This is a genomic window from Fibrisoma montanum, assembly GCF_003583365.1.
GTDB lineage: Bacteria > Bacteroidota > Bacteroidia > Cytophagales > Spirosomataceae > Fibrisoma > Fibrisoma montanum.
The window spans coordinates 102,887-118,867 of the sequence record NZ_QXED01000006.1 but is presented as its reverse complement, the minus strand read 5'-3'; the positions used below and the strand labels follow the sequence as shown (position 1 = coordinate 118,867).

Annotated in this window: 16 protein-coding genes; 9 read left to right on the top strand and 7 right to left on the bottom strand. The window is 55.0% G+C overall.

The genetic code is table 11. The features are described from left to right. The first annotated feature begins 50 nt into the window (after window positions 1-50). Window positions 51-587: a DUF8685 domain-containing protein gene (locus DYU11_RS20560; protein ID WP_119669607.1), complete on the top strand. Its 537-nt coding sequence runs from the start codon at window positions 51-53 to the stop codon at window positions 585-587. A 129-nt stretch (window positions 588-716) separates the two neighbouring features. On the opposite strand, the gene xerD is transcribed toward DYU11_RS20560, so the two are convergent. Further along, window positions 717-1,640: a site-specific tyrosine recombinase XerD gene (gene xerD / locus DYU11_RS20555; RefSeq protein ID WP_119669606.1), complete on the bottom strand. Its 924-nt coding sequence runs from the start codon at window positions 1,638-1,640 to the stop codon at window positions 717-719. 82 nt (window positions 1,641-1,722) lie between these two features. Between xerD and aroQ the strand changes: the two genes are divergently transcribed. From aroQ to DYU11_RS20535, 4 genes are all read left to right on the top strand, one after another. Beyond that, complete coding sequence (gene aroQ / locus DYU11_RS20550) at window positions 1,723-2,145, top strand: type II 3-dehydroquinate dehydratase (protein ID WP_119669605.1); 423 nt, start codon at window positions 1,723-1,725, stop codon at window positions 2,143-2,145. A 7-nt stretch (window positions 2,146-2,152) separates the two neighbouring features. Then, entirely contained in the window at window positions 2,153-3,169 is a 1,017-nt protein-coding gene (locus DYU11_RS20545) for an aminotransferase class V-fold PLP-dependent enzyme (protein WP_119669604.1), read from the top strand. 35 nt (window positions 3,170-3,204) lie between these two features. Continuing rightward, window positions 3,205-3,780 carry a MarC family protein gene (locus DYU11_RS20540; protein ID WP_119669603.1) on the top strand — a complete coding sequence of 192 codons (576 nt, stop codon included), beginning with the start codon at window positions 3,205-3,207 and terminating at the stop codon, window positions 3,778-3,780. Window positions 3,781-3,899: 119 nt separating this feature from the next. After that, window positions 3,900-4,373: a pyrophosphohydrolase domain-containing protein gene (locus DYU11_RS20535; RefSeq protein WP_119669602.1), complete on the top strand. Its 474-nt coding sequence runs from the start codon at window positions 3,900-3,902 to the stop codon at window positions 4,371-4,373. A gap of 145 nt (window positions 4,374-4,518) precedes the next feature. On the opposite strand, the gene DYU11_RS20530 is transcribed toward DYU11_RS20535, so the two are convergent. After that, the gene (locus DYU11_RS20530) at window positions 4,519-5,472 is read right to left on the bottom strand and encodes an acetyl-CoA carboxylase carboxyltransferase subunit alpha (RefSeq protein ID WP_119669601.1); all 954 of its coding nucleotides are present in this window, start codon (window positions 5,470-5,472) and stop codon (window positions 4,519-4,521) included. Between the two features lie 93 nt (window positions 5,473-5,565). Then, window positions 5,566-6,987, bottom strand: a complete 1,422-nt coding sequence (locus tag DYU11_RS20525) for an MBL fold metallo-hydrolase RNA specificity domain-containing protein (RefSeq protein ID WP_119669600.1) — start codon at window positions 6,985-6,987, stop codon at window positions 5,566-5,568. A 98-nt stretch (window positions 6,988-7,085) separates the two neighbouring features. Between DYU11_RS20525 and dacB the strand changes: the two genes are divergently transcribed. Beyond that, window positions 7,086-8,675 (top strand): D-alanyl-D-alanine carboxypeptidase/D-alanyl-D-alanine endopeptidase, encoded by a 1,590-nt coding sequence (dacB, locus tag DYU11_RS20520; RefSeq protein ID WP_119669599.1) that lies wholly within the window; start codon window positions 7,086-7,088, stop codon window positions 8,673-8,675. A gap of 85 nt (window positions 8,676-8,760) precedes the next feature. Here dacB and DYU11_RS20515 read toward each other — a convergent pair whose 3' ends face one another. The 3 genes from DYU11_RS20515 to hslV all read right to left on the bottom strand — a co-directional run bounded on the left by DYU11_RS20515 (window position 8,761) and on the right by hslV (window position 11,304). Then, window positions 8,761-9,228 carry a response regulator gene (locus tag DYU11_RS20515; protein WP_119669598.1) on the bottom strand — a complete coding sequence of 156 codons (468 nt, stop codon included), beginning with the start codon at window positions 9,226-9,228 and terminating at the stop codon, window positions 8,761-8,763. Continuing rightward, window positions 9,182-10,666, bottom strand: coding sequence for a sensor histidine kinase (locus tag DYU11_RS20510; RefSeq protein WP_119669597.1), 1,485 nt, complete (start codon window positions 10,664-10,666; stop codon window positions 9,182-9,184). The genes DYU11_RS20515 and DYU11_RS20510 overlap by 47 nt, the downstream gene beginning before the upstream one ends. A 98-nt stretch (window positions 10,667-10,764) precedes the next feature. Further along, the gene (gene hslV / locus DYU11_RS20505) at window positions 10,765-11,304 is read right to left on the bottom strand and encodes an ATP-dependent protease subunit HslV (protein WP_119669596.1); all 540 of its coding nucleotides are present in this window, start codon (window positions 11,302-11,304) and stop codon (window positions 10,765-10,767) included. Window positions 11,305-11,425: 121 nt separating this feature from the next. Between hslV and DYU11_RS20500 the strand changes: the two genes are divergently transcribed. Then, a complete protein-coding gene (locus DYU11_RS20500) occupies window positions 11,426-12,505 on the top strand; it encodes an SMP-30/gluconolactonase/LRE family protein (RefSeq protein ID WP_119669595.1) in 1,080 nt (359 codons plus the stop codon). A 13-nt stretch (window positions 12,506-12,518) separates the two neighbouring features. Here the strand turns inward: DYU11_RS20500 and DYU11_RS20495 are convergent, their stop codons facing one another. Then, complete coding sequence (locus DYU11_RS20495) at window positions 12,519-12,998, bottom strand: Lrp/AsnC ligand binding domain-containing protein (RefSeq protein WP_119669594.1); 480 nt, start codon at window positions 12,996-12,998, stop codon at window positions 12,519-12,521. 559 nt (window positions 12,999-13,557) lie between these two features. Here DYU11_RS20495 and DYU11_RS20490 point away from each other — a divergent pair. Continuing rightward, window positions 13,558-13,905 carry a hypothetical protein gene (locus DYU11_RS20490; RefSeq protein ID WP_119669593.1) on the top strand — a complete coding sequence of 116 codons (348 nt, stop codon included), beginning with the start codon at window positions 13,558-13,560 and terminating at the stop codon, window positions 13,903-13,905. Between the two features lie 228 nt (window positions 13,906-14,133). Next, window positions 14,134-15,921: a translation elongation factor 4 gene (gene lepA, locus DYU11_RS20485; protein WP_119669592.1), complete on the top strand. Its 1,788-nt coding sequence runs from the start codon at window positions 14,134-14,136 to the stop codon at window positions 15,919-15,921. Window positions 15,922-15,981: the final 60 nt, after the last annotated feature.

Genomic DNA, 15,981 nt, shown 5'->3' with positions numbered 1-15,981 from the left:
CTGGCACGGGGTTTGTTTTACCTGCAACGAACCCTACTAAGAACAACAGCATGACGACCCTTCTGGGCATTGGCTCCCGCGTCCACCACGCCGAATTTGGCGATGGGGTGGTGATCAACGTAAAATCAACCGGCTACGTCGTTACGTTCATCCAGCACGGCGTAAAAGTTCTCAAGTTCGATTCGCCCTTCGACGTACTTGACTTAATAGAACTCGACCGCGATCAGGTCAGCCTTTTCGACGTAGAGCAGACCCTGTCGCGGGTGCTGCAGCGGTGGGCCGATCAGACGGAGGTGGTGCCGCTGGGCGACAAGTGGAAAGGCGGCAAGCTGATCCTGAAACCGGGCCGGACCGACCTGGCCGCCAAAGAAATTCCGATCGATACGTTCTTTCATAAGATTGTGATGGTACGTGACCGGCTCCGGGTACTCGAACAACGGGTCAATGCCAGCCCGCTCGACGATGAAGAAAAGGTAAACATCCAGCAATACATCACCCGCATATACGGAAGCCTGACTTCTTTCAATCTGCTTTTCAAGCATACCGAACATCAGTTCGTCGGCGAAAAATCAATGGCCGACGCCTAGTACCGATTCCATGTGGTTTTGGGTTAGTAAAGTGGATATGTAGTCCCCGCCGTCGGTTGATAGCGGGGACTTTTTTGCAGCAGGGCATGGGGCCAAGGGCGTGGGGAAGCCAGGGGCGTACCCACAGTGTCAGCCCCTGGCCCTGTGCCCCTTGCCGGCGGCCCGCGGATGAAACTCGCGCAACGTCTGCTTCAGGTAGTCGCGGTCGAGGTGGGTGTAGATTTCGGTGGTCGTGATCGACTCATGACCGAGCATCTGCTGCACCGCCCGCAGGTCGGCACCGCCCTCGATCAGGTGCGTCGCGAACGAGTGCCGGAACGTATGCGGACTGATGTTCTTCTGAATCCCGGCTTCGTCGGCTATCCGTTTAATGGTTGTGAACACCGAAATCCGCGACAACCCACTCCCGCGCAGGTTCAGGAAGACCAGATCTTCGGCTCCTTTCTGAACATTAAGCTGGCTACGGACGTGGTCGATGTAAATTCGGGTGTAGTGCATAGCGTCCTGCCCAATCGGAACCAGCCGGACTTTACTGCCTTTGCCCAGAATCCGGATGAAGCCCGCATCGAAATAGCAGTTGGTCAGCCGCAGGTCGAGGAGTTCGGACACGCGCAGGCCGGAGCTATACAGCACTTCGAGCATGGCCCGGTCGCGGGTGCCGCCGGGCGTCGACAGGTCAATAACGGCCAGCATCGCTTCAATTTCCGGAAAGCTCAACGTATCGGGGAGCTTACGACCCAGTTTGGGCGCTTCCAGAAGCTTGGTCGGGTCGTGGTCAATGAGGCCTTCGAGCAGCAGGTACTTAAAAAACGATTTCAGCCCCGACAGCATCCGGGCCTGGCTGTGGGCCGACAGCCCAAGTTCGCCCAGATACGCCAGAAAATTCATCAACTGCTTTTCTGATACCTGCATGGGCGAGAGAGCCGGCTCGGTCAGCAGTATGTATTCGTACAGTTTCTCGGCATCGTGCAGATACGCTTCGACCGAGTTTTCGGACAGCGACCGTTCGAGCGTAAGGTAGTTCTTAAAGGCGTTTATATAACTTTGCCACACGGTCGGTTTTCGGTAAAGGGTTGTCGGGATACGATTTACGGGACCGGTTCAATCACTGAAAACAGTAAACGACGGACCAAACATGAAAAAGATTCTGATCATTAACGGCCCCAACCTCAATTTGCTGGGGAAGCGCGAACCGGCAATTTACGGCAGTCAATCGTTTCTGGACTATCTCAAAACGATCGAAGACCAGTTTCCCAACGTGCAACTACGCTATTTTCAGTCAAACCACGAGGGTGAACTGCTGGATAAAATTCACGAACTGGGCTTCGACATCGACGGTATCGTGATCAACGCCGGGGCGCTAACCCATACGTCAATTGCCCTGGCCGATGCGCTGGGGGCCGTGACGGCACCGGCCGTGGAGGTCCATATTTCAAACGTTCACGCCCGTGAGTCGTACCGGCACCACAGCTACCTGTCGCCCAAGTGCAAAGGCGTTATTGTAGGCCTGGGCCTGACCGGCTACGAACTGGCCATTCGTTACCTTTTAACGTTGTAAGCACGATATGCCAACCTTCTATCCTGGTCCGTCTAAGGTGTATCCGCAGGTGGCTCAGTACGCTCAGGAAGCTGTGGAGCAGGGTATTGTAAGCCTGAACCACCGGAGCGCAGGCTTTATGGACGTAGTGAAAGAAACCGTTCGGCTGCTGCACGAAAAACTGGACATTCCGGCCGACTACCACGTAGCACTCGTATCGTCGGCAACGGAGTGCTGGGAGATCGTTGCGCAGTCGCTGACGGCTACCTCCAGCCTGCATCCCTACGGGGGCGCGTTCGGAAAAAAATGGATGGAATACGCCCACCGGATCAAACCGCTGCTTGACCCCGAACTGGCCGATACGTTGTGTGTGGTGCAGAACGAAACCTCCAACGGTACGCAGGTTCGAATGGACACGCTGACTGATTTTCGTCGCGAGTTTTCGGGATTGATTGCCGTGGATGCGGTGTCGTCGATGGCGGGGCTGGGGTTCGACTGGCCGCTGGCCGACGTCTGGTTTGCGTCGGTGCAGAAATGCTTTGGACTGCCCGCCGGACTGGCCGTACTCGTTTATTCGCCCGATGCGCTGAAACGCGCCGAGATCATCGGCGAAAATGACCATTACAACAGTCTGCTGTTCATTCACGAAAACTTCGCTAAGTTCCAGACTCCCTACACGCCCAACGGACTGGGAATCTACCTGCTGATGCGGGTTCTTCAACACGTACCGCCCATTGCCGAGGTCGACAGGCGAATTCGCCGGCAAGCGGCCGACTGGTACGTGTTTTTTGAGCAGGAGCTAGCCGATTCGCCCTGGAAGCTGCTCATTCAGAACCCGGTCCTGCGCTCCGACACGGTCATTGCCGTAGCCGGCAGCGACACCGACATCAAGGCCGTGAAGGTGGCCGCTCAGCAGGCGGGTATCACCCTCGGCAATGGCTACGGCGACTGGAAAACCACTACGTTCCGCATCGCTAACTTCCCGGCTATTGACGACGAGGAGCGGGAACAATTAAAAACGTTTTTACGTACCTACCGGCCCTGAACAGCCGAAGTGCCCGTAGGTTGCTCGGTAAGTGTATGCTTAGTTTTAAAGAGGTTATATCCGTTACGCTGATTCTTTTCTCGGTCATCGATGTGGTCGGTTCCCTGCCGGTCATCATTGACCTGCGTAAAAAAGTAGGGCAGATTGAGTCCGAAAAGGCCACCATCGTGTCGGGGGTGCTGATGGTGTCGTTTCTGTTCGTAGGCGAACGCATTCTGAGCCTGTTTGGGGTGGACGTATCGTCGTTTGCCGTAGCCGGAGCGCTCATTATTTTCCTGCTGGGACTGGAGATGATTCTGGGCCGGACGATCTTTAAATCGGAGGTGGAAGCGGGCGGGGCGGCTCATATTGTCCCGATTGCGTTTCCGCTGATTGCCGGTGCCGGTACGCTCACCACCATTATTTCGCTCCGGGCTGAATACCAGACGGTCAATATCCTGGTTGGCATTCTGCTCAACCTGATCTTGATCTACGCCGTCCTGAAATCGTCGGCCTGGCTGGGTCGGCGCATCGGGCCCGGCGGCCTGGACGTGCTGCGGAAAGTATTCGGAATTATTCTGCTGGCGATTGCCATCAAGCTCCTGAAAAGCAACCTGATTGCTGATTTTTGACCCCGACCGCCTGCAGGGGTTTAAGGTCAACCGGAACACTAAAGGCGAATCGCTACGTCGGAAGGCTTTGTTTAGAGCCGCAGGAAACGGAGATTTGCACGAAGAAAACAAGACATCCTATGCAATCCCCCGATTCCCTCAATCAGGTCGCCGAATTTCACCGTACATTCCATGCGCCCGTGCTGGACACCCCTCAGATTCCGTCCGAGGCCCGGTGTCGGCTGCGTGTTTCGTTACTGGCTGAAGAACTGGACGAGTTCCGGGATGCTATCGCAGCTGGTGATATCGTAGCGGTGGCCGACGCACTCTGCGATCTGCAATACGTATTGTCGGGGGCAGTGCTTGAATTTGGGCTGGGCGATAAGTTCAGAGCATTGTTCGAAGAGGTGCAGCGGTCGAACATGAGTAAGGCCTGCCTGACGGTTGAGGAAGCCGAAGCAACCGTCGCCCATTACCGCAGCCAGGGTGTGGATTGCCACTACATCGAATCGGACGGCCGGTATCTGGTCTACCGCGACGTCGACCACAAAACGCTCAAGAACATCAATTATTCACCGGCCGATCTGGAAAGCGTATTGAACCAGCCAGTTTGATAGCTGTCAGATAAGGTATTACCCCCAACCCTCTGAAGGGGGCTTAGCTCCGCCAAACTCAGCTATCTAACTCTAGCAGCGCTAAGCCCCCTTCAGAGGGTTGGGGTAAAAGAGACTGTAGCTTTCTAACCCTCACTACATTCATTTACTCGACCACAACGCCCATCGAGCAGAACTTGTCGATCCGCTGGTCGATTCGTTCATCGGGGTCGAGGGCATTCAGTTCAGCCAGGCTTTTCAGAATGACCTCCTTCAGATGCAGGGCCATTGCGCCGTGGTCGGTATGCGCGCCACCCAGCGGTTCGTCGATAATGCCATCCACCAGGTTGAAGGTTGCCATGTCCTTGGCAGTCAGCTTCAACGCTTCGGCGGCCTGTTCCTTAAAATTCCAGCTCCGCCACAAAATAGAGGAGCAGGATTCCGGCGAAATCACCGAGTACCAGGTATTTTCGAGCATGAACACCCGGTCGCCGATAGCGATACCCAGTGCCCCGCCCGATGCGCCCTCGCCGATGATGATGCAGATCACCGGCACCTTCAGCATGAACATTTCCTTCAGGTTGCGGGCGATTGCTTCGCCCTGACCCCGTTCTTCGGCTTCGAGGCCCGGAAAAGCCCCCGGCGTGTCGATCAGCGTGATGATGGGCTTGTTGAATTTTTCGGCCAGCTTCATGAGCCGCAGGGCTTTACGGTAGCCCTCCGGATTGGCCATACCGAAGTTACGTTGCTGCCGTTGCTTCGTATTACGGCCTTTCTGCTGGCCAATGATCATAACCGCCTGGTCGTCCAGTTCGCAGAAACCACCGATCATGGCCGGATCGTCGCGAACGGTACGGTCGCCGTGCAGTTCGATAAACTGGCTGCACATCAGCGAAATATAATCGAGTGTGTAGGGGCGGTCCGGGTGGCGCGACAGTTGAACGCGCTGCCAGCGGGTAAGGTTCTGAAAGATTTCCCGGCGCAGCTTTTCGATGCTTTGCTCCAGCACCTCAACCGCCTGGCTAACGTCGACGTTGCTGCTCTGGGCCAGTGCCTTCGTTTCTTCTAACCTCGATTCAAGGTCGGCGATGGGCTTTTCAAAATCAAGATATGTTCTCATAAAAAGGGAGAAGAGCAGGAGAGGAGGAAAGGAGAAAGGGTGGGAAGCCATTGCCCCCTTTTCTCCTTTCTTCCTTTTCTCCTTTCCTCCTTGTTACAATTCATACGTTTGTCCGCGCCGGGGAATTTCTACCTGTGGGTAACCGGCTTCGGCGAGGGTGTCTCTGAACGCTTCCATACTTTCGTACTCACCATGCACTAAAAACAGGCGTCGCAGGGTTTCGGGCGACTGCATCTGCACGAACTGCATCAGGTCGTTCCGGTCGCCATGACCGCTGAATACGTCTGTCCGTTCGATCCTGGCCATCACCTGGTGCTCCTTGCCTTTGATGGTGAGTGTCGATTGCCCGTTGAGCAGCCGCCAGCCCAGCGTCCCTTCGGCGCAGTAGCCAATGATCAGGATCGTTGAATACGGGTTGCTGATGTTGGCCGCTACGTGGTATTCGACCCGACCACCCTGTACCATCCCCGACGATGAGATGATGATGCACGGCTCGCCGTAGTTCGAAACCGCCTTGCTGGCTTTCGACGACTCAAGGAATTCAAAATTCTGAAAGTCGAACAACGCTTCGTTTTCTTCGTAAAATTCCTTGGCTTCCGTATTCATCAGCCGGATATTCTGCATGTAGATCTTCGTACTCTCGTAAGCCATAGGGCTGTCGGAGAAGACCTTGATCGGCGGAAAGTTGCGCTCGTTGTACAGGCGGTTCAGCGTGTACAGCAGCGCCTGCGTCCGGCCGACGCTGAACGACGGAATGATCAGTCGGCCGGGAATATCGATGCAGGTGCGCTGAATAACGTCGGCCAGCGCGTCCATCGGCGACATCTTGTGTTCGTGGAGCCGGTTGCCGTACGTGCTTTCGCAGACCAGGTAATCAACCTGAGGCACCGGTGCCGGATCGACGAGCAGCGGGTAGTTACGCCGGCCAATATCGCCCGAGAAGCACAGGCTCTTGCGTTCGCCGTTCTCCAGTACGTTGATCACAATGTGCGCAGCGCCGAGCAGGTGCCCCGCCGGAACGAACGTTACGTCGATCCCGTCGGCTACCTTGAAGCGCCGGTTGAACGCAATCGGCACGACGTTGGTCATGGTCTCCCGGACCTGCTTTTCGAGGTACAGATCCTTCATCATCTGCGCCTGGCGGTCCCTGACGCGCTGCTTTTTGCTGGCGTTGAGTTCGTTGATTCGCTTCTGATTCAGCGTAGCCGCATCCCGAAGCAGCACCTCGGTGAGGGCATAGGTCGGTTCGGTGCAAAGAATCTGGCCTTCGTAGCCCTCCCGGTATAGATTTGGCAGGTTGCCCGAGTGGTCAACGTGGGCGTGGGTCAGCAGGACGAGATTAATACTGGAAGCCTCAAAAGGGAAAAATCCAGTATGCGGTGTAATCGGGGGAGTCTGGCCATTGGATCGCTCCAGATCCGACCCACAATCGATCAGGATGCGATAATCATCCACCTCTAGCAGGAACATACTGCCTGTTACCTGCCGGGCGGCCCCCAGAAATGATAATTTCATGCGTACAGCTTACTATTCTGCGTTGGTTCGAAGTGTCGTATTGGTTTAATTAACACAAGTTTGGTGGCATGAATTCTGTAAGTTTGCAAACTTACGAAATGAAGCCCGAATCGCCTAACTACCGTTTAGTTCACTTTATGCCCCTGTTTACGTTCCGTTGGCTCTGTGTCAGTCTGTTTCTGAGTTGGTCGGTCACGATTTCGTCGGCGCAGGATCTGCCGCTCGTTCAGCCCGGCTCGGTCGATACCGTAGCAACCCAGCGTCTGCTGGCTACCGTCGAAGCCTTCCAGTCCGGACCGGCCGCCCGCTTCGGCACCGTAGCGCTGTCGGTTCGGCGCGCCCGCGATGGGCAGGAACTGATTGGCTACAATGCCCGTATGAGTTTGCCGTCGGCCTCCACGCTGAAACTGATAACGACGGGTACGGCCCTGGCAGTGCTGGGCAGCAGCTATTCGTACATCACTACCCTTGAATACGACGGAACGGTTAAGGATAGTGTGCTGACGGGCAATCTCTACATTCGGGGCTCGGGCGATCCATCGCTGGGTAGCTGGCGATTTACGGGCTACCCGGACCTGGCTACGGTGCAGGCCATCTGGTCGGATGCGGTCCGGAAGGCGGGTATTCGGCAGATACAGGGGAGCGTTGTTGGCGATGCGACGCTGTACGACGACCTCACTACGCCCGATACGTGGCCATACGGTGATCTGGGCAATTATTACGGAGCCAGCCTGAGTGCGCTCAATATCAACGAAAACCTGTACCGCGTGTTTTTCAAGCCCGGCCGGACGGTTGGTGCTGCGGCCGGGGTGCTGCGCACAGACCCGGCTTTACCGTACATGACGTTTACGAACAGCGTTACGACCGATGCGGTCGGCACCGGCGATCAGGTAAACATCTACGGCGCGCCATTTGCCACGCAGCAATGGCTGACGGGTAAAGTGCCGCTCAGTACGTCGGCCCGCGACAGTGAATTCAGCGTTAAGGGCGCCTTGCCTGATCCGGCTTATTTTGCTGCGTTTGCCCTGCGCGACCAACTGCAGCGCGACGGGGTAGCGGTTGCGGGGCCGGTGTCGTCGGTAGGCGGGGGGCTGGCCGCTACGGTGTCGGCAGAGGGGAGTAAACGAACCATACTGCATCAGCAGAAATCACCGGCCTTGCTCGAACTGGCGCAGCAAACCAATTTTCAGAGTATCAACCTGTACGCCGAAGCACTGCTCCGCACAACGGCCCGGGCACTCGATAAATCCGTTCGTTCTACGGATGCGTCTGTGAAAGTAATAACCGAGTTCTGGCGCAAAAAAGGCGTAAACCTGGATGGTTTCCGCATCAAAGACGGTAGCGGGCTGTCGGCGGTGGGTGGCCTGACGGCCGATAACATGACCGGGATTCTGAGTGCGATGAGCCGTGAATCGGTATTTCCGCAGTTTTACGGGACTATTCCCGTGGTTGGCGAAACCGGTACGGTGCGGACGCTGGCTCGGAGGACTGCGGCTGCGGGAAACGTCAGAGCCAAGAGCGGATCGATTGAAGGCGTACGGGCCTACGCCGGTTATTTCACCTCGGCCGATGGCGAGCTGATGACATTCGCCGTACTGGTCAATAAATATACGGTTGGGCAGAACCGGGCCGTTACGGCCCAATTGGAGAAAATCCTCGCCGGGTTAGTCGGCCTGACGGGGAAGTGAGGTTTTGGTGTACGATTTAAGGCGGCCGACGATTTAGTGGACCAACATAAGCACAAACTACCGGAGTGCCGGCCGCCGTACACGTTTACTTCCCTTCTACCTCGTGTTCGCAGATGGTCACTACGTTGAACCAGTATTGGCCAATGGCCTTGGTCACTTCGCTGAGCCGCTGGAACGTCGAAGGTTTGGTAATAAAGCTGTTGGCTCCGTTGTAGTAAGACGTTTCGATGTCGTCCTTCGCGTCTGACGTGGTCAGGACCACCACCGGAATGTGGCGCAGCTGATCGCTGGCTTTGATCTCACGCAGGGCTTCGCGGCCGTCTTTTCGGGGCATGTTCAGGTCCAGCAGGATCAGTTCCGGCAGGTTGTGGCCAGCGTTGGCGTAACGACCGGAAAAACTCAGAAATTCCATGAGCTCTTCACCGTCCTCCACGAACGACATCTTGCTGACCGGAAAATGCTGGTGAAAGGCTTCCCGAGTGAGGTACCGGTCGTCCTCATCGTCATCAGCCAGCAAAATATGAATAGGTTTCACCTGAAGTTGATTGCTCATAGTCTAAAGTCGACTGCTGTTCGGGAAGAACCACCACGAAAACCGAGCCCTGATCCGGTTGGCTGCGGGCGGTGATGTAGCCATTATGATGAACCACAATCCGTTTGCAGATAGCCAGACCAATGCCGGTTCCTTCAAAGACAGTTTTGCCGTGCAGTCGCTGAAAAACCTTAAAAATATGGTCTAAATATTTTTCGTCAAAGCCAATGCCGTTGTCTTCGACGGTAATTTCCACGTAACTCTTCTGAGGAATCAGTTCGGGATACAAACTCCCGTCGATCACCCGGGCACTGATCCTGAGCATAGGCCGAACGCCCGGCCGGGTGAACTTGAGTGCGTTCGACACAAGGTTCGTGAACAGATGGTCCATCTGAACCGGTATGGCTTCAATTGCCGGCAGCCGATCAACGGAAAGATCAACATCCAACCCCTTGATCCGCAGCTCCTGATCGTCCAGCACCCGCTGCACAATGTCGCCCAGACGGACCGGGCGGAAACCTGTTCGCTGGTTAGATACCCGCGAAAAGTTAAGCAGATCTTTGATTAACCGCGACATTCGCTCAGCCGAATGCGTGATTTTGCGCAGGAACATCTTGCTGTCGTCGTCAAAGAGCGTGCTATACCGTTCGGAAATCAGGTTGGCAAACGACTGAATCTTGCGTAACGGCTCCTGCAGGTCGTGCGAGGCCACAAAGGCAAAACGCTCCAGCTCTTCATTGGAGGCCTCCAACTGCCGGATCTTTTCCCGTAGTTCCTGCTCATACGACCGGAGCTGATCTTCCGTACGCTGGCGTTGGTCCAGTTCGTTCTCAAGCACCGTGTACGAAATAATAAGGCTGATGAACGTTAGCACCGACAGGGCAAAGATAATCAACAGTGTGTTTCGATAGGAGCGGGCCGACTGCGCCGTTCGCTCTTTCATCAGTGCCTGCTCGGTTTCCATCATTGTAGCGACGGCCTGCCTGATCTGATCCATCTTCACTTTACCCAGCCGCAGGTAGATCGGTCTGCTGCGCGAATCCATGTTGTCGGCTTCCCGGAGCAGACGGTTGGCATACACCATCTTTTCTTCGATCATCCAGGCCAGGCTGTCGGCCCGCTGCTGCTGCAACGGGTGGTCGGCCAGGCTTTTCCGCAGCGTTCTCATGCGTACGGGCAACGAGGTGAGCGCTGCTTCGTAGTGCTCCAGAAACGACCTGTCGTTACTGAGCATATACCCACGTACGCTGGTTTCGAGGTCTTTGACCGTCGAGAGGATGTCCTCCAGCTGCCCCATCGTCTGATACGTACGCCGTACTTCAGCGCTATCATCCCCGTTGCGGGTGTAGCTGTAGAAAGACATCAGGAACCCTACCGCAATCATTACCAGGGCAACCGCAAACCCTAACGCGATGCGTCGGTTTGTTGTGCGCGGTAGTACTTGTCGGATAAGATTCATCGGGCGACGTATATAAACGTAGCAAATATAATTAAATGTGGTTGGTTCCGGGATAAAACCAAGGGTTGCGACAACGAGGCACGGATGTCAAACCGGTGTTACAACGTTTCGACGGTCAGATTATGATTGGTGTAAATGCAGATATCGGCGGCAATGTGCAGACTCTCGCGCACCATCTCCTCGGCCGATAGGCTGGATGCGTGTTTTTTCAATGCAACGGCCGCTGATTGCGCGTACATGCTGCCGGAGCCGATAGCGGCAATGTCGTTGTCGGGTTCCAGTACGTCGCCGGTACCGGAAATAACCAGCAGGTCTTCTTTGGTAGCTACAATCAGCATCGCTTCCAGCCGCCGGAGGTACCGGTCGGTGCGCCAGTCTTTGGCCAGTTCGATGGCAGCCCGCTTCAGGTTCCCGCCATAGCTGTTGAGCTTTTCTTCGAACCGTTCAATGAGCGTGAAGGCGTCGGCCGTTGAACCCGCGAAGCCCGCCAGGACTTTACCACCCATCAGGGTACGTACTTTGCGGACATTACTTTTGGCGACTGTATTGCCCATGGTTGCCTGCCCATCGGCTCCGAGTGAAACCTGCCCGTTGTGTCGGATGCCAACAACGGTAGTAGCGTGAATCTTAGGTTGCATGAATCAATTACGTTGATCTATATAACAAGGTGCTCCAAAGTTTTGTCCACAATGTTGTAAAAAAATGGTCAACAAATCCGGCTAACGGGGGTTCATCATCTGAAAAAGTACGCTTCACGTCATGAAAAAGTCTCTTTTGCTGCTGCTGATCGGGTGCGTTGCCATGTCGGCTCTGTTTGCTCAGTCAGACGGCCGGGTGCTGGAGCAGGTCCATTCGTTCGGGCGTTATCAGCCGGTTGGGCTGGCCATATCAAAATCCGGCCGGATGTTTGTGAGCTTTCCGCACTGGACTGATCAGTATCAGTATGGCCTGGTTGAGGTCACCGCAGACGGGCAGCGCCGACCGTATCCGGATGCCGACTGGAACCGCTGGGATACGACCGCTCCCCGGCAGCACTTTATCAGCCTGCAGGCGCTTTTTATCGACGACGATGATATCCTCTGGGCGCTCGACCCCGCCAATCCGAATCTGGGTAAGCCCAAACCCGCTGGCGTAAAACTGTTACGTATTGACCTAAGTACCAACCGGGTCACTACCGTGTATCGGTTTGACGACTTGCCATTGACTCAGGCCGGGCTGAACGACATACAGGTCGATTCCCGTCGGCAGGTGGCTTATCTGTCGGATCCCAGCCGGGCGTGCCTTGTCGTACTCGACCTGAAAACCGGAAAGAGTCGAAGTCTGCTTCAGAAACACCCGTCTACGACCGCCGATCCGAACGTAGTGATGACCATCGATGGCAAGGAAGTCCGCGACCAGTCCGGCAAGCCTTTTTCCAGCAACGTGAATGGCATTGCTCTGACGCCGGATTTTACGTATCTCTACTACCGGCCGATCACGAAGAAGCGGCTGTTCCGTATCCAGACCCGGTTTCTGACGGATTCGACCCTGACGCCCGATCAGGTAGCGGCCGGGGTGGAGGACCTGGGCGACGCCGGCTTTTCACATGGGATGATCGCCGACCGCGCCGGGAATGTGTACATGGGCGATTCGCCGGCCAAAACAATCCGACGCTACACCCCCGTCGGGAAACTGGAACCCCTCGTGACCGACGAGCGGCTGCGCTGGCCCGATAGTTACGCGGTCGGTCGGGACGGGTACCTGTACGTAACGGTCGCGCAGTACGAGCGGCTGCCAAAATTCAATAGTGGTCAGAATAAGGTAAATTATCCGTTCTGGGTGTACCGGGTGAAGCTGTAGATTGTAGATCCTGTTACTCTTTGATGTCTCCGAAGGGGATCGGTCGGTTGACGCTCTCCTCCAGCGAAATGATCGTTTCGGTACGCTGGATGCCCTGCACTTTCTGAATTTTGTCGTGTAATACTTCGCGCAGGTGCTGGGTGTCGCGGCAAACGATTTTGGCGAAAATGCTGTAGACGCCGGTAGTATAATGAATATTGACCACTTCAGGAATTCGCATCAGTTCAACCGCCACCTCTTCATACAAGGAACTTTTATCGAGGTAAATTCCCAGAAAGGCGCTGATGTCCCAACCGAGCTTGGTGTAGTCTATGACCAGTTGAGAACCTTTTACGATTCCCATCTGCTCCATTTTTTTCATTCGGACGTGTACGGTGCCCCCCGATACGAAGATGCGCTTACCAATTTCAGTGTACGGCATGTTGGCATCCTGCATTAGTAAGGTTAAGATCTTCAGGTCAACATTATCAATTTCTAAATTTTTCTCCGACATAGTTACGTGGAATTTGAGAAGTGTCAACAAAAATAGCCTTATTTTACGTATTTTCTAAATTTTACGAAATTTTCATAAAAAATTTGCAATAGGGACTGCATCTGTATTAACTTTGCAATGTCAAGTTAGTCGAACGGGGTCACACGCCGGCTAATTTGACAAAGTTTCTCACACTGTAGGGTGTCGAAATTGGCAGACGTGCCCTCCTGTCTCGGGGGTGGTGATAACGGGATAAACGCAGCATAATGCCGTCCAGAATGGTTCTTCCTTTCGGGACGACTGGGGTTGACCACCAGATGTTGTACTGTGGCTAACTGCACCGTGGGTGGTTCGAGTCCCCCTCCTACAGCCTGATTATTCGATTTTTCGAATAAAAACGCGAAATTTGGTTTTTAGTTTGTTGATGAAGTGTAATTAGACACGCCGGCTCCGCGATGAGACCGGCGTTGTTTGTTTTATACGGCATTGGCCGGGTGCCATTCACTCAGATCACCCCCGTCGGCTGGCCTTTCCCGGCGCTGGCTGGTTTATCTCATACAGACGCTAAACAGACACGGATATGAAAGCAGGTATGATGATAGGAGCGATCGCGGTGTCTATGGGTTCGCTTTCCGTTCAGGCTCAGTCGATGACTGGCGGGCAGAGTGGAGGGTCGACGGCCTCAACCGGGGCCGGTTACTACAGCGGACAGACCGTCAACACCCCCACGAGCAATGTCAACAGTATGACCGTTACGGCAGTCGGCTCGGGTATGCTGGGAATTGTGCCCGGCGACAGTGCTCAGTCAGAACTGACAACCTCGGGATCACCGCGTGGTGTAAAGAAGGCTACGCGCCGTGAAGACCGGGCGCGCAGGAAAGAGTCGGCCAACCGGTCGAAGCGGGCGGAGAATCAGCCACCCCGTTAACGAATTACGAATCGGAAGCCGAGCAAAGACCGCGATGCATCTGGGATGCCGCGGTTTTTGTTTGGGTGCCGGTTTAACCGAGCCTGCCGGGCTTCATAAAAGACCTGATAAACCTAAATCAACTTTGGCAGTATGCCAACGGACATTTTTGTCTAATTTTGTGTTTTATGAATGTACACCTATAACAACTACGTTATGGATAGTACGTTATAAACCGTAATCAGCTACGTGAAACATATCCGGAATTTCTGCATTATCGCCCACATTGACCACGGCAAAAGTACGCTGGCCGACCGGCTTCTCGAATTTACCAAGACCGTCGGAGCACGCGATATGCAGGCGCAATTGCTGGACGATATGGATCTGGAGCGCGAGCGGGGCATCACCATCAAGAGCCACGCGATCCAGATGAATTATACCTATCAGGGCGAAACGTACACGCTCAATCTGATCGATACGCCGGGCCACGTTGACTTCTCGTATGAAGTGTCGCGGTCGATTGCAGCCTGCGAGGGCGCCTTGCTGCTGGTCGATGCCTCGCAGGGTATCGAAGCGCAGACGATCTCAAACCTGTATCTGGCGATGAACAACGACCTGGTGATCATCCCCGTCCTGAACAAGATCGACCTGCCGGGGGCTATGCCGGAGGAGGTAAAGGACGAGATGGTGGACCTGCTCGGCTGCGAACGCGACGAAATTATCCCAGCCAGCGGAAAGGAGGGTATCGGCGTTCCGGAAATCCTCGCGGCTATTGTTGAACGGATTCCGGCCCCGAAAGGGAATCCCGACGGTCCGTTACAGGCTCTCATTTTCGACTCTGTGTTTAATTCTTACCGGGGTATCGAGGTTATTTTCCGGAACGTGAATGGCCGCATCCGAAAGGGCGACCGGGTTAAATTCATGGCGACTGGCAAAGAGTACTTCGCCGACGAAATCGGTACGCTCCGCCTGGACAAAGAACCCAGGGATGTTATCGAGTGTGGCGACGTAGGCTACCTGATCTCCGGGATCAAGGTGGCGAAAGAGGTCAAGGTGGGGGATACCATCACGCACATCGAACAGCCGGCCAGCAAGCCAATTCAGGGGTTTGAAGAGGTGAAGCCGATGGTCTTCGCTGGTATCTACCCGGTAGACACCAGCGAGTTTGAAGACCTGCGCGAAGCCATGGAAAAGCTTCAGCTCAATGACGCAGCCCTGGTCTGGGAACCCGAAACGTCGGCGGCCCTTGGCTTTGGTTTCCGGTGCGGTTTTCTTGGGATGCTGCACATGGAAATCGTGCAGGAGCGACTGGAGCGCGAGTTCGACATGACCGTAATCACGACCGTGCCGTCGGTTCGGTTTGAGGTGATCACGACCAGGGGTGAAACGCTGGTGGTGTCGGCTCCGGCCGAAATGCCCGATCCGAGTACGATTGACTGGATTGAGGAGCCGTTCATCAAAGCGCAGATCATCAGCAAAGCCGAGTACGTCGGGGCGATTATGGGCCTTTGCATGGACAAGCGGAGTATACTGAAGAACCAGGTGTACCTAACTGCCGACCGGGTCGAGCTTCAGTTCGAGATGCCGCTGGCCGAGGTTGTGTTTGACTTCTTCGACAAGCTGAAAACCATTTCTCGTGGCTATGCCTCGCTCGACTACGAGTTTTTGGGTAACCGCGAATCGAGCATGGTAAAGCTGGATATCATGCTCAACGGCGACCGGGTCGACGCGCTGTCGGCCATTGTTCACCGCGATAAGGCGTATGAATGGGGAAAGAAGCTGTGCGAAAAATTGCGGGAACTGTTGCCGCGCCAGCAGTTCGAGATTGCCATCCAGGCGGCTATCGGGCAGAAAATCATCGCCCGCGAAACGGTGAAAGCGCTTCGTAAGGACGTACTGGCCAAGTGTTACGGTGGTGATATTTCGCGGAAACGCAAACTGCTCGAAAAGCAGAAGAAGGGTAAAAAGCGGATGCGTCAGGTCGGTAACGTAGAGATTCCACAGGAAGCGTTTATGGCCGTACTGAAGATCAATTAAGGCATTGCTCACCCAAACACAACGGCCCGCCAGATTTCTGGCGGGCCGTTGTGTTTGGGT

What these genes read in the sequence shown, in the direction of transcription:
- DYU11_RS20540 (WP_119669603.1), top strand. Translation starts at nt 3,205, where the DNA reads ATGCTTAGTTTTAAAGAGGTTATATCCGTTACGCTGATTCTTTTCTCG.
- DYU11_RS20510 (WP_119669597.1), bottom strand. Translation starts at nt 10,666, where the DNA reads ATGAATCTTATCCGACAAGTACTACCGCGCACAACAAACCGACGCATC.
- DYU11_RS20535 (WP_119669602.1), top strand. Translation starts at nt 3,900, where the DNA reads ATGCAATCCCCCGATTCCCTCAATCAGGTCGCCGAATTTCACCGTACA.
- DYU11_RS20515 (WP_119669598.1), bottom strand. Translation starts at nt 9,228, where the DNA reads ATGAGCAATCAACTTCAGGTGAAACCTATTCATATTTTGCTGGCTGAT.
- aroQ (WP_119669605.1), top strand. Translation starts at nt 1,723, where the DNA reads ATGAAAAAGATTCTGATCATTAACGGCCCCAACCTCAATTTGCTGGGG.
- dacB (WP_119669599.1), top strand. Translation starts at nt 7,086, where the DNA reads ATGAAGCCCGAATCGCCTAACTACCGTTTAGTTCACTTTATGCCCCTG.
- DYU11_RS20530 (WP_119669601.1), bottom strand. Translation starts at nt 5,472, where the DNA reads ATGAGAACATATCTTGATTTTGAAAAGCCCATCGCCGACCTTGAATCG.
- DYU11_RS20495 (WP_119669594.1), bottom strand. Translation starts at nt 12,998, where the DNA reads ATGTCGGAGAAAAATTTAGAAATTGATAATGTTGACCTGAAGATCTTA.
- DYU11_RS20560 (WP_119669607.1), top strand. Translation starts at nt 51, where the DNA reads ATGACGACCCTTCTGGGCATTGGCTCCCGCGTCCACCACGCCGAATTT.
- hslV (WP_119669596.1), bottom strand. Translation starts at nt 11,304, where the DNA reads ATGCAACCTAAGATTCACGCTACTACCGTTGTTGGCATCCGACACAAC.
- DYU11_RS20545 (WP_119669604.1), top strand. Translation starts at nt 2,153, where the DNA reads ATGCCAACCTTCTATCCTGGTCCGTCTAAGGTGTATCCGCAGGTGGCT.
- DYU11_RS20500 (WP_119669595.1), top strand. Translation starts at nt 11,426, where the DNA reads ATGAAAAAGTCTCTTTTGCTGCTGCTGATCGGGTGCGTTGCCATGTCG.
- DYU11_RS20490 (WP_119669593.1), top strand. Translation starts at nt 13,558, where the DNA reads ATGAAAGCAGGTATGATGATAGGAGCGATCGCGGTGTCTATGGGTTCG.
- DYU11_RS20525 (WP_119669600.1), bottom strand. Translation starts at nt 6,987, where the DNA reads ATGAAATTATCATTTCTGGGGGCCGCCCGGCAGGTAACAGGCAGTATG.